The sequence below is a fragment of the Actinomadura sp. WMMA1423 genome, assembly GCF_006547145.1.
Classification (GTDB): Bacteria; Actinomycetota; Actinomycetes; order Streptosporangiales; family Streptosporangiaceae; genus Spirillospora.
Genome location: NZ_CP041244.1, coordinates 3400848 through 3413773 on the forward strand (window position 1 = coordinate 3400848; position 12926 = coordinate 3413773).

The window sequence follows — 12926 nt, forward strand, 5'->3', positions numbered from 1 at the left end:
ATTGGTAGCGAAGTCTCCCCAATGACCGCCGGGCCACTCCGGTATCTTTTCCGCCATGTCTCAGTCAGAGCGCCTCGTGCTAGCGACGCGCTACCGGCTGGTCTCGGAGATCGGTCAGGGTGCCAACGGCACCGTGTGGCGGGGGCACGACGAGCTCCTCGACCGCGCCGTCGCGATCAAGGAACTGCGGCTCCCCGACAACCTCGCCGAGGACGACCGGGTGGTCTTCTACCGTCGTACCCTCCGGGAGGCGCGCGCGCCCGCACAGCTGCGCACGCACTCCATCGTCGAGGTCTACGACGTGGTCATCGAACAGGGCCGTCCCTGGATCGTGATGGAGATGATCGAGGCGCCCAGCCTCGAACAGCTCATCGAGCGCTCGGGGCCGCTGCCGCCCGAGCGCGTCGCGCACATCGGCCGCGCCCTCCTGGACGCCCTCAACACCGCGCACAAGGCCGGGATCGTGCACCGCGACCTGAAGCCGAGCAACGTGCTGCTGGACGGCGACCGCGTCGTCCTCACCGACTTCGGGCTCGCGTTCTCCTCCGATTCGGCGAGCCTCACCAAGACGGGCCACTTCATGGGCTCGCCCGCCTACGTGGCGCCCGAGGTCGCCGCCGGGGAGAAGGCCACCCCGCGCTCCGACCTGTGGTCGCTCGGCGCGACCCTCTACGCGGCGCTGGAGGGCCGCCCACCGTTCGAGCGCGAGAACGTCATGGCGACGCTGTCCGCGCTGGCGAACGAGTCGACCCCCGCCCCGCAGAACGCCGGCGCCCTCGCGCCCGTCATCACCGGGCTGCTGGAGAAGAACCCGACCCGGCGGCTCAGCCACGCCCGCGCCGTCGACCGGCTCGAACGGGCCATGGCGGGCCCCCGCTCCGGGCGCCGCGCGCCGACCCCCCGCTACCGGCTGATGGTCGTGATCGGGCTGATCGGCGCGACCGTCGCCTCCTGCGGCATCGGCGCCACCGCCCTCATCGTCGGCATGATGCGCGAGAGCCCGGGCCCCTCCCCCACCGCCGGCCCGTCCAGCCCGGCGGGCACCACCGCCCAGGCCGCCGCGCCGCCCGGCGCCGCGACCAGCACGCTGGTCGTCCGGGCCCGCACCGACTCCTGCAAGATCTTCGTGTCGGCGCCCGGTGCCGCGACCACCGTGCTCAGCGACGAGACGCTCCGCAAGGGCGACGCGCGCCGGTACGACCAGCCCCGCATCAACGCGGTCGTCTACGACGCGTCCGCCTGCGACGTGTGGGTGAACGGGCGGCAGAAGCCCGCGGGCAAGCCGGGCGAGCGGCAGAACTACACGCTCACCAAGGAGTGATCCGCGCCTCACGCGGGAATGCGTGAGCCACCGACCGGGCTGCCATGGACGACGGCGGCCGGCGAAGTCGAGTGGGAGGCGTTCCATGGGCGAGCAGGAGTACCGGGTCGAGCACGACTCCATGGGCGAGGTCCGGGTGCCGGCCGCGGCCAAGTGGCGGGCCCAGACCCAGCGCGCGGTGGAGAACTTCCCGATCTCGGGGCGGCCGCTGGAGGCCGCGCACATCGCCGCGCTCGGCCAGATCAAGGCCGCCGCGGCGGTCGTCAACGCCGAGCTGGGGGTCCTCGACGAGGACCTCGCCGGCGCGATCGCCGAGGCCGCCCGCGAGGTCGCGGACGGGCGGTGGAACGACCAGTTCCCGATCGACGTGTTCCAGACCGGGTCGGGGACGTCGTCCAACATGAACGCCAACGAGGTCGTGGCGACCCTGGCGCAGGAGCGGCTCGGCCGCCCCGTCCACCCCAACGACCACGTGAACGCCTCACAGTCGTCCAACGACGTGTTCCCGTCGTCCATCCACATCGCGGCTACCGGGGCCGTCGTGAACGATCTGGTCCCCGCGCTGCGGCATCTGGAGGCCGCGCTCGCGCGCAAGGCCGGGGAGTACGCGACCGCGGTCAAGTCCGGCCGGACCCATCTGATGGACGCGACGCCGGTGACGCTCGGGCAGGAGTTCGGCGGGTACGCCGCGCAGGCGGCGCACGGCGCGGAGCGGCTGGAGGCCGTCCTGCCGCGGCTGGCGGAGCTCCCGCTCGGCGGTACCGCGGTCGGTACCGGCATCAACGCTCCCGACGGCTTCGCCGCCCGCGTCATCGCCGAGATCGCGCGGGCCACCGGGCTGCCGCTGACCGAGGCCCGCGACCACTTCGAGGCGCAGGGCGCGCGGGACGGCCTGGTGGAGGCGAGCGGGGCGCTGCGCACGATCGCGGTGAGCCTCAGCAAGATCGCCAATGATCTGCGCTGGATGGGCTCGGGGCCGCGCGCCGGACTCGCCGAGATCCGGCTGCCCGACCTGCAGCCGGGCTCGTCGATCATGCCCGGGAAGGTGAACCCGGTGATCCCCGAGGCGGTGGCGCAGGTCGCCGCGCAGGTCATCGGCAACGACGCGGCCGTGGCGTTCGGCGGCGCGTCGGGGAGCTTCGAGCTGAACGTGATGCTGCCGATGCTCGCCCGCAACGTGCTGGAGTCGGTGACCCTGCTGGCGAACGCGTCCCGGCTGCTCGCCGACCGCTGCGTGGACGGCATCGAGGCCGACGTGGACCGCATGCGCGAGTACGCCGAGTCCTCACCGTCGATCGTGACGCCGCTGAACCGCTACATCGGGTACGAGGAGGCGGCGAAGGTCGCCAAGCAGGCGCTCAGTGAGCGCAGGACGATCCGGGAGGTCGTGCTGGAGCGCGGCTACGTCGACGAGGGAAGGCTGACGGTCGAGCAGCTGGACGAGGCCCTCGACGTGCTGCGGATGACGGGCGCGGAGCGCGGGAACGGCACCGGGCGGAAGGCCGCCGCGGACGGCTGAGCCCGGCGGCGCCGGGCCCGGGGGCCGCAGGGCGCCGCCGCGCGTCCCAGACGCCCCACAGGCGTCCGGGACGCGCCGGGCCGGGTCAGTACCAGCCGACGGACTGCGAGTGCGACCACGCGCCGCACGGCTTGCCGTAGCGGTTCTTGATGTAGCCGAGGCCCCACTTGATCTGGGTGGTGGCGTTGTTCTGCCAGTCGGGGCCGGCGCTGGCCATCTTGGAGCCGGGCAGAGCCTGCGGAATGCCGTACGCGCCCGAGGGGTTGGCCGCGTGGGTGTTCCAGTGGCTCTCCTTGTTCCACAGGTTCACCAGGCAGCCGAACTCGCCGCTGCCGCTGAAGCCGTAGCTGGGCATCAGCCGCTTGGCGATCCTCTGGGCCTCCCCCGCCGGCACCGGGTCGCCCGTCGGGCCGCCGCCCGAGGAGCCGCTCTTCTTCTTCTCCGGCGTCTTGGTCGGGATCGGCTTGCCCTTGGGCAGCAGGGACGGGCCCTTGCCGCCGTCCTGGCGGGCCGCGCGGGACGCGCGGTCGAGCGCCAGCTTCTTGCGCTGCTGCTCGAGCACCTTGGGGTCGATCTTCGGCGGCGCGGCGGCGTCGGCGAGCTGCTTGGCCGGCTCGACGGTCTGCGTGCCCCCGTCGCCCGAGCCGCCGGTCAGCGCGAACGCGGCGACCGCGCCCCCGCCGAGCACGACGGCGGCGCCCGCGGCGACGACCGCGATCCGCTTGCCGCCGCGCCCGCGCGAGCCGCCCTTGCGGGCGGTGCGGCGGGGCGCGCCCTGCGCGGAGGAGATCTCGTCGCCGGGACCGCCGGCGGAGGCGCCGGCGTGCGGCGGCTCCTGGAAGGGCTGGAGCCCGAGCGTGTCGCCCGCCGGGGCGCCCGCGCGGGGGGCGGTGCCCGCCACGCGCACGTCGTCCTCGTGCGGCGCCTCCAGCCCCTCCGCGGAGAGGTCGGGCGCCTGGGCCTGGGCGGGGGCCAGCGGCTGCCGGGAGTCGAAGCTCTGTCGATCGTCTCGCCTAGGGGACCCGGGGCGGTCTCCGTACAAGGCGGTCCTTCCGACGGTCGCACGCGCATGGACACGCGCACGAACTGTTTCCACCCCGGCCCGGCCGGCCGCCGTCGCTCGGCGACCCCGGACGCGGGACGGCGCCCGGCACGGCGCGCGCGTTCTGGGGGCCGCGCTCCGGCCTGGCACCGCACTGGGGGTGCTTACGGGGAGACACAATGCCCGAGGCCGAGGGCTGCTTCGCAACCAAAACGAGACGAATGGGCCTTGCGGGCCCGTTGTCAACCCGGCCGCGAGGACCCCGAAAACCGGTACGGACCTGCGGATCTCCGTTCAGATCACAGCTACTGTGACCTTCGCCACATTCCTACCCAGCGAGGTTTAGCGATCACCCTCCGTAGGAAGGACGACGACGTTCTGAGACGCGAGAACCCCGGCGGCCCGTCACGGCCCGCCGGGGTTCTCACTTCGCCGGGCCCTAGACCCCGACGTCACCGAGCATGTCGGTCACCAGCGCCGCGATCGGCGAGCGCTCCGACCTGGTCAGCGTCACGTGCGCGAAGAGCGGATGGCCCTTCAGCCGCTCCACCACAGCCGCGACCCCGTCGTGCCTGCCGACGCGCAGGTTGTCGCGCTGGGCCACGTCGTGGGTCAGCACGACCCGCGACCCGGAGCCGATCCGCGACAGGACGGTGAGCAGCACGCCGCGCTCCAGCGACTGCGCCTCGTCCACGATCACGAACGAGTCGTGCAGCGAGCGGCCCCGGATGTGCGTGAGCGGCAGGACCTCCAACATGTCACGGTCCACGACCTCGTCGACGACCTCCGGCGTCGTCACCGCCGAGAGGGTGTCGTAGACGGCCTGCGCCCACGGCGACATCTTCTCGTTCTCCGAGCCCGGCAGATAGCCGAGCTCCTGGCCGCCGACCGCGTACAGGGGGCGGAACACCACGACCTTGCGGTGCTGCCGCCGCTCCAGGACGGCCTCCAGCCCCGCGCACAGGGCGAGCGCCGACTTGCCGGTGCCGGCCCGACCGCCGAGCGAGACAATGCCGACGTCCTCGTCCATCAGCAGGTCCAGCGCGATCCGCTGCTCGGCGGACCGGCCGCGCAGCCCGAACACCTCGCGGTCGCCGCGCACCAGCCGCACCGACTTGTCGGGCTGGACGCGCCCGAGGGCCGAGCCGCGCTCCGACAGCAGCCGCAGCCCCGTGTGGCACGGCAGGTCCCGCGCCTCCTCCAGGTCGGCGCTCCCCGCGTCGTACAGCTCCTCGATCGCCCCGGCCGGCACCTCCAGCTCGCGCATCCCGGTCCAGCCGGACTCCACGACGGCCAGCTCCGCGCGGTACTCCTCGGCGGGCAGCCCGACCGCGGACGCCTTCACCCGCATCGGCAGGTCCTTGGAGACCAGCACGACGTCGCGGCCCTCGCGGGCCAGCCACGCGGCCACCGACAGGATCCGGGTGTCGTTGTCGCCGAGCCGGAACCCGTCCGGCAGGACGCTCGGGTCGGCGTGGTTCAGCTCGACGCGGAGCGATCCGCCCTGGTCGCCGAGCGGCCCCTCGACCGAGACCGGCTCGTCGAGCCTCCCGTGCCGCAGGCGCAGGTCGTCCAGCGTCCGCAGGGCCTGCCGGGCGAAGTAGCCGAGCTCCGGGTGGTGCCGCTTGGCCTCCAGCTCGGAGATGACGACGATCGGGAGTACGACCTCGTGCTCCGCGAACCGGGTCATCGCCCCCGGATCGGCGAGCAGGACGCTGGTGTCCAGGACGTACGTGCGCCGGTCCGGTTCCCTGCCGGGAGCAGCGCCCCCCAAGTCCCCAGAGGTTTCCGGTTCACTGTGGGGGGACGACCCCCCACTCCCCCCGGAAACCGCCGGAACCGTGGTTCCGGAGGGATTCCCGGACGAGTCGGGACGGCGCGCGGAGGTTGTGGCCACTCGATCTCCCTGGATATGGGGGAACTGCCGGTGGCGCGCAGGTCCGCCCGCGCAGGGGCGGTGGTCCGCGGAGGACTGTCAGGTACCGTAGCGCCGGTGCCGCGCGGCGTAGGAGCGCATGGCCCGGAGGAAGTCCACCTTGCGGAAGTCCGGCCAATGGACCTCGCAGAAGTGGAACTCCGAGTGGGCGCTCTGCCAGAGCATGAAGCCGGAGAGACGCTGCTCTCCCGAGGTGCGGATGACCAGGTCCGGGTCCGGCTGGCCGCGCGTGTAGAGATGCTCCGCGATGTGCTCCACGTCGAGGACCTCGGCGAGTTCCTCGATGCTGGTGCCACGACTCGCCTGCTCGATGAGCAGAGAGCGCACCGCATCAGCGATCTCACGCCTACCTCCATACCCAACCGCGACGTTCACAATCAGGCCGGGTGCCCCCGATGTGGCCTCACCCGCATCTTTCAGGACGCGGGCGGTCTTATCGGGCAGGAGGTCGAGCGCGCCGACGGGCTTGACGTGCCAGCCGTCCTCGGCGAGCTTGCGGACGGTGTTCTCGATGATCGCCAGGAGCGGTTCCAGCTCGGCGGCGGGCCGGTTGAGGTTGTCGGTCGACAGCAGCCACAGCGTGACGTGCTCGACGCCGGCCTCCGCGCTCCACTGGAGCAGCTCGGAGATCTTCTGGGCGCCGCGCTGGTGGCCGGAGTTGACGTCGGCCAGCCCCATCGACCTGGCCCAGCGCCGGTTGCCGTCCAGGATCACGCCGACGTGCCGGGGTGTGACCTCGGCGGGCAGCTCGGCCTCGACGCGCCGCTCGTACATCCGGTAGACGGCGTCGCGGACGGCCGCGTACGGGCCGCTGCGGCGGAGGGCGGAGACCAGCCGCCCGCCCTCGGAGGGGCGCCGGCGCACGCCGTCCCTCCGCGCGCCGCGCGCCGACCTGGTGCGCGGCTCTCCCGTACGCCGAACCCGCATGTGGGCTTCCCTTCGAGCGACCGACCCTGGCGGAAAGTCGCTCAATTATGGCCCGGCGGCGACACTTCTCCCACCGTTCCCGTATGCCAGGCTAACGCGCCGGACGGGCCAGGCGCGGTGGATGGCCTGCTCCGGCCCGGTCCGCCTCGGCGAGCAGATCGCCCAGAAACCGCGCCAGCTCCCCCGAGGTGAGCACGGCGCGGACGCCGCGGCCGCCCGCGCCCCACGCCTCGACCACGGCGCGCCGCGCGACCCGCCACCGGCCCGCCGCGGACTGGTGGCGGCCGACCCACATCGAGGACGTGCGCAGCGAGCAGCGCAGCTCGCCGGTGCTGATCACGTCGCCCCGGTCGCGGTAGCGGAACATGAACAGCTCGGGCTCGCGGGCGGTGTCGGCGGGGGCCGGCTCGGGGAAGCGGTCGTCGGGATCGGGCCAGCGGGCCGCCTGCGGGGACTCCTCGGACCGGGCGGCGGCGACCCGGGCGGCGAGCCCGGCCAGGAAGTACCCGCACCGCTCCCCCACCGCCCCGAACGACTCGCCGTCGCGCCACAGCTCGAGGGTGATCTCGAACGGGGTGCCGCCGCGGTCGAGCGAGGCGACCGGGACCACCGCGAGGTCGGACCCGTCCAGGCAGCGCAGCCCTGGCATCCGTGCACCTCCCGCCCCCGTCCGGCCCGCTCTGCGAGTACGTTAGGGGAGGTCGGCACCATGATCACACCCAGTGACCATCGAGATCGGGTAATGCTCGCCCCCGGCCCTCGCGGCCGGGGCCCGGCGGTCAGGCCTGCGGGCCGGCGGCGCGGGCGCGCTCGACGTGCTGCAGGGCGCTGCGCAGCTCCGCGAGCCACTCGTCGGTGTTCTTGCCGACGAGCCTGACGCACCAGGCGAGCGCGTCGCTGCGGCTGCGGGCGACCCCCGCTTCCACGAGCGTGTCGAGGACGCGGCGCTCGGGCTGCCGCAGCCGCGTCATCACCGGCACCGACAGGGTGGTGAACATCTCCCGCTCGCCGCCGCACTCCACGCCCCAGGAGATCTTGCGGCCGAAGCGCTGCTCGGCCTCCCGGGCGATGGCGATCCGCCGGTCGCGGGTCTGGTCGCGGAAGCGCTGGACGTGCCCGGCGACGAGGCCCGCGCGCTCGGCGCCGGACGCCTCGGCCGCGGCGGCCGGGAGGGGCAGCGCGCCGACGACCGCGACCTCCTCGCGGTCGACGACGACCTCCGGCGCGCCCTCGAACCACTCCTCGGGGAGCCGCCCGGTGAACCAGCCGCGCAGCTGCTCCGCCGCTTCGCTCGTATTCATGTAATCAAAATTACAGCCCCCACCGGCTCCGCGCCAGGCTCGCCGGGCCGCGACCTGGGGTTCTTCGTCGCTCCCGGTGCGGGCCGGCCTCGGCGGTCAGCGGGTCAGGGCGGCGGCCATCTTGGGGCTGACTCGGACGGCGCCGCGCATGTTCCGGGTGTAGACGTTCTGGACCTGCACCACGGTGCCCGTCCGCGGGGCCGCCAGCATCTTGCCCTGGCCCAGGTAGAGGGCGATGTGCGAGATGTAGCCGGGCGCGGTCGGGTCGTTGGCCCAGATGAGCATGTCGCCGGGCTCGGCCTTGCTGTAGGGGAGGACCCAGCCGACACGGGCCTGGTCGGCGGCGACGCGGGGCAACCGGATGCCGGCCCTGGCGAACGCGTACTGCATCAGGCCGGAGCAGTCGTAGCCGCCCTCGGCCTCGGACTCGCCGCCCCACACGTACGGCCAGCCGAGCCGGGTGTAGGCCGCCTTGATCACCGTGCGGACCTGGCCGGCCGTCATGACCTGGCCGCCCGCGGCGGGCACGTTCCCGGACCTCGGGAAGTCGATCTCGGGGTTGACCGCGACGGCCTTGGCGCCCTTGGGCAGCGCCTTGCGCAGCTTCTTGATGAACGTCTTCGGCGCCTTCTTCGGGACGCTGACCAGCATCGCGTTGCCCGTGGGCAGCCCGAGGGCCTGCGCGGTGGTGTGCGAGATGACCGCGTCGACGTCGCTGATGCCCATCGTCGCGTACGCACCGACCCGCAGCTGCGACTGGTGCTGCCTGCCGCCGACCGGCACCTGGCTGCCGAGCCTGACGCCGCCGTCGCTGCCCATCGTGAACGAGATGGCGACGTCGCCGGAGGCGACGTTGCGCCAGAGGGCGTCCGACTTGGCGGTCGGCTTCGGCGTGTAGTTGCGGAACGTGGACGGGTCGACGCCCATCAGGCCGACGCGCTTGCCCGCGACCATGCCCTGCACCGCGTCGACGACCTCGACGCCCTTCACGCCCTTGGCGCCGCGGACCTTCTGGACGAACTCGGCCGGGAGCGTGGAGGGGGCGGCCACGAGGACGTGCGGGGTGAGCCTCCTGCCGAGCGGCGCGACCGCCGCGGGCGACAGGCCGGTGCTGCCGGAGGCCGCCACGAACCGGGCGCGCTGCTCGCCGCGCCGCCCCTGCGCCGGGCCGTCGTCGTGCGCGACGAGGACGGCGACGTTGGCCGCGAGCGTCGTCAGCACGGAGACGCCGATGATCGTCGGAAGGACCCGGCGGTTCGGCTTGCCCACTGGCACACTCCCTCGATGTCGCCTTGCACCGGCTCCCTGACCGCGTACAGGACACGACTATGACTCAGATGGTCGGCCACCGTCCAGATACCCGGGGCGCCACGGGACAGCCTCGTCCGCCCGGCTCCATTGGGTCAGGCACGTTCCAGTTACTCAGTAGTAACAGTCCGCGTGTCTGAGATCAAGGTCACGTTGCCACAAAGTGGATCGTCAGTCCAATTGCCCGCGCAGCTCGCGGTTCAGGTCCGCCTGGGTCGTCACAGGAAGGCGGCAGACGAACCCGCGGCAGACGTACGCGGCCGGCTCCCCGTCCACCAGGCCCCGCCCCTCCAGCAGCGGCACCCCCTCGGCGTCCGGTCCGCCGACGCTCACCACCGCGCCCGGCGCGACCGCCATGAGCGCGGTGCGGTGCAGCGCGCGGGTGCGCACGTCGTCCGGGTCGCCGACCACCGCGATCTCGACCGGTCCCGCGGCGCGGGCCTCCGCCGCGGCGAGGCCCCAGCCCGCGAACCGCGCGTGCTCCTCGGCGAGCGTCCCCGCCGGCGCCAGCGCGTCCTCCGCCGACTGCCGGTGCCAGTCGGACCCGGTCAGCGCGGCGAACGACAGCAGCGCCCCCGCCGCCGCGAACTGCCCCGACGGCGTCGCGTTGTCGGTCGGGTCCTGGGGGCGCCGGAACAGCCGCTCGGCGTCGTCGGCCGTGTCGAAGAAGCCGCCGGCCCCGTCGGCGAACCGTTCGAGGACGGTGTTCAGCAGCTCGCCGGCCAGCCGCACGTGGTGCGGATCGCCGGTGACCGCGTGCAGGGCGAGCAGCCCCTCCGCCACGTCGGCGTAGTCCTCCAGGACGCCGGCGTTCGCTCCGGCCGCCCCGTCCTTGGAAGTGCGGGCCAGCCGCCCGTCCCGGAGGTGCACCTCCACCAGGAGCCGCGCGACCTCCTCGGCCGCCCGGACGAGGTCGGGCCGGTCGAACAGCGCGCCGCACTCGGCCAGCGCCGCGATGGCGAGCCCGTTCCAGGCCGCCACCACCTTGTCGTCCCGCGCGGGAGGGACCCTCTGCGCGCGCGCCGCCAGCAGCGCGGTCCGGACGCGCTCGTACCGCCCGGCATCGTCGGGGTCGCGCAGGAGCTGCAGGACGGACGAGCCGTGCTCGAACGTCCCGGTCACCTCGAAGAGGGTCTCGGCGAACGCGCCGTCCTCGTCCCCGAGCACCTCCCGCAGCTGCTCGGGCGTCCACACGTAGTACCTGCCCTCGACGCCCTCGCTGTCGGCGTCCAGCGCCGAGGCGAGGCCGCCCTGGTCGGTGCGCAGGTCGCGCAGCATCCAGTCGCACGTCTCCAGCGCCACCCGCCGCGCGGACGGGTTGCCCGTGAGCCGCCACCAGTGCGCGTACACCCGCGCCAGCAGGGCGTTGTCGTAGAGCATCTTCTCGAAGTGCGGGACGACCCACCCGGCGTCGACCGAGTACCGCGCGAACCCGCCCCCGAGCTGGTCGTACATCCCGCCCCGGGCCATCGCCTCCAGCGTGCCGGACGCCATCGCCAGCGACTCCTCGTCGCCCGTGCGCGCGTGATGGCGCAGCAGGAACTCCAGCACCATCGACGGCGGGAACTTGGGGGCGCCGCCGAACCCGCCGCGACGCTCGTCGTAGGAACGCGCGAGCACCTTCACCGCGTGCGCGAGCACCCGGTCGCCGGGCGCCTCCGACCCGCCGAGGCCGGACCCGCGCGAGGTCAGGGCCTCGACGACCTGCCGCCCCTGCTTGGCGACCTCGTCGCGCTGCTCGGCCCACGCCTTGTGGACGGCCTGCAGCAGCGCCCGGAACTGCGCCCGCGGGAAGTACGTCCCGCAGTAGAACGGATGCCCCTCCGGGGTCATGAACACCGTCATCGGCCAACCGCCCTGGCCCGTCATGGCCTGGGTCGCCTCCATGTAGACGGCGTCGATGTCCGGGCGCTCCTCCCGGTCGACCTTGATGTTCACGAACAACTCGTTCATGACCCGCGCGGTCTCGCCGTCCTCGAACGACTCGTGCGCCATGACGTGGCACCAGTGGCAGGCGGCGTAGCCCACGGAGAGCAGGACGGGGACGTCGCGCCGACGCGCCTCGGCGAGCGCCTCGTCGCTCCACTCCCACCAGTCCACCGGGTTGCCGGCGTGCTGGAGCAGGTACGGGCTGGTCGCGTCCTTGAGCCGGTTCATGCCCACGATCCTGCCCGATCCCGCCGCCGCCTCACTCTCCCCGCGCCTGCGCGGCGAGGTCGGCCAGGGCCGGCTCGATGGCGCGGTGGAAGGTCGGATAGGCGTAGATCATCTCGCGGAGGGCGGCGGTCGGGGTCTCGGTGTGGACCGCCACGGCCAGGAAGCCGAGGACCTCCCCGCCGGACGGGCCCGCCGCCGTGGCGCCGACGAGGGTGCCCCACTCGGTGTCCTCCACGAGCTTGATGAAGCCGTCGTTCCCGGCCTTGTGGATCCAGCCGCGGGTCGACTCGGGGATCCGCGCGACGGCCGTGCGGACGGGGAGGTTCTGGTCGCGGGCCTGGGCCTCGGTGAGACCGACGGACGCGATCTCGGGGTCGGTGAAGGTGACGCGGGGCACGGCGCGGTAGGCGGCGGGCGGCCCCTCCTCGCCGAGGACGTCCCGGACGGCGATGGCCGCCTGGTACATGGAGACGTGCGTGAACGCGCCCATGCCGGTGATGTCGCCGATCGCCCACACGCCGTCGGCGGCGCGCATGCGGCCGTCCACGGCGATCCGGCGGGCGCTCTCGTCCAGGCCGACGGCGCCGAGGCCGAGGCCCTTCAGGTTGGGGCGGCGGCCGGTCGCGACGAGGAGGCGGTCGGCGGGCACCGTCCCGTCGCCGAGGTGCATGGTGAACTCGGACCCGTCGTGGGTGACGCGGGTGACGTCCACGCCGGTGCGCACCCCGATGCCCTCGCGTTCGAAGACCTCGCGCAGGAGTGCGCTCGACTCGGGCTCGTCGTTGACCAGCAGGCGGTCGGCCGCCTCGACGATGGTGACGCGGCTGCCGAAGCGGGAGAAGACCTGCGCCATCTCGACGCCGACCACGCCGCCGCCGAGGATGAGGAGCGACCCGGGGGCCTCGGTCGCCTGGACGGCTTCGCGGTTCGTCCAGTACGGGGTGTCGGCGAGGCCGTCGATGGGCGGGGCCGTGGGCGAGGTGCCGGTGTTGAGCACGATGCCGCGGCGGGCGCCGAAGACCTGGTCGCCCACGCTCACCTCGCGGGGAGCGGTGATGCGGCCCTCGCCGCGCACCAGGCGCACGCCCTTGCCGGTCAGGCGGTCGGCGGCGGCCTTGTCGTCCCACGAGTCGGTCGCCTCGTCGCGGATCCGGGCGGCCACCGGCCCCCAGTCGGGCCGGACGGAGGCCTGGCCCGCCATGCCGGGGACGCGGGCGGCCTCCGCGACCAGCCCGGCGGCCCGCACCATCATCTTCGTGGGGACGCAGGCGTAGTAGGGGCACTCGCCGCCGACCAGCCGCGACTCCACGCCGACGACCGACAGGCCCGCTTCGGCGAGCCTGCCGGCGGCGTCCTCTCCCCCGGGCCCGAGACCGATCACCACGACATCGACTTCTTCAGTCATGACCTGGGTC

The 12926-nt window shown here is 73.6% G+C and carries 10 protein-coding genes; 2 read left to right on the top strand and 8 right to left on the bottom strand.

Annotation, left to right across the window (positions count from 1 at the left end; translation table 11 throughout):
- Positions 1-55 precede the first annotated feature (55 nt).
- Together FKD65_RS15760 and FKD65_RS15765 are read left to right on the top strand one after the other, a co-directional pair.
- Positions 56-1321 carry a serine/threonine-protein kinase gene (locus FKD65_RS15760; RefSeq protein WP_141578221.1) on the top strand — a complete coding sequence of 422 codons (1266 nt, stop codon included), beginning with the start codon at positions 56-58 and terminating at the stop codon, positions 1319-1321.
- A gap of 85 nt (positions 1322-1406) precedes the next feature.
- Positions 1407-2840: an aspartate ammonia-lyase gene (locus FKD65_RS15765; RefSeq protein ID WP_141578222.1), complete on the top strand. Its 1434-nt coding sequence runs from the start codon at positions 1407-1409 to the stop codon at positions 2838-2840.
- 85 nt (positions 2841-2925) lie between these two features.
- On the opposite strand, the gene FKD65_RS15770 is transcribed toward FKD65_RS15765, so the two are convergent.
- The 8 genes from FKD65_RS15770 to FKD65_RS15805 all read right to left on the bottom strand — a co-directional run bounded on the left by FKD65_RS15770 (position 2926) and on the right by FKD65_RS15805 (position 12916).
- Entirely contained in the window at positions 2926-3882 is a 957-nt protein-coding gene (locus FKD65_RS15770; protein ID WP_240810167.1) for a lytic transglycosylase domain-containing protein, read from the bottom strand.
- A gap of 439 nt (positions 3883-4321) precedes the next feature.
- Complete coding sequence (locus FKD65_RS15775) at positions 4322-5656, bottom strand: PhoH family protein (protein ID WP_141578223.1); 1335 nt, start codon at positions 5654-5656, stop codon at positions 4322-4324.
- A gap of 201 nt (positions 5657-5857) precedes the next feature.
- Positions 5858-6745, bottom strand: a complete 888-nt coding sequence (locus tag FKD65_RS15780; RefSeq protein WP_141578224.1) for an isoprenyl transferase — start codon at positions 6743-6745, stop codon at positions 5858-5860.
- A 91-nt stretch (positions 6746-6836) separates the two neighbouring features.
- Entirely contained in the window at positions 6837-7394 is a 558-nt protein-coding gene (locus tag FKD65_RS15785; protein ID WP_141578225.1) for a hypothetical protein, read from the bottom strand.
- 130 nt (positions 7395-7524) lie between these two features.
- A complete protein-coding gene (locus tag FKD65_RS15790; protein ID WP_141578226.1) occupies positions 7525-8046 on the bottom strand; it encodes a hypothetical protein in 522 nt (173 codons plus the stop codon).
- Positions 8047-8142: 96 nt separating this feature from the next.
- On the bottom strand, positions 8143-9315 hold the full coding sequence (locus tag FKD65_RS15795) for a C40 family peptidase (protein WP_141578227.1): 1173 nt from the start codon (positions 9313-9315) through the stop codon (positions 8143-8145).
- Positions 9316-9525: 210 nt separating this feature from the next.
- Positions 9526-11511, bottom strand: coding sequence for a thioredoxin domain-containing protein (locus FKD65_RS15800; protein ID WP_141578228.1), 1986 nt, complete (start codon positions 11509-11511; stop codon positions 9526-9528).
- A gap of 31 nt (positions 11512-11542) precedes the next feature.
- A complete protein-coding gene (locus FKD65_RS15805) occupies positions 11543-12916 on the bottom strand; it encodes an NAD(P)/FAD-dependent oxidoreductase (protein WP_141578229.1) in 1374 nt (457 codons plus the stop codon).
- Between the last annotated feature and the right edge of the window lie 10 nt (positions 12917-12926).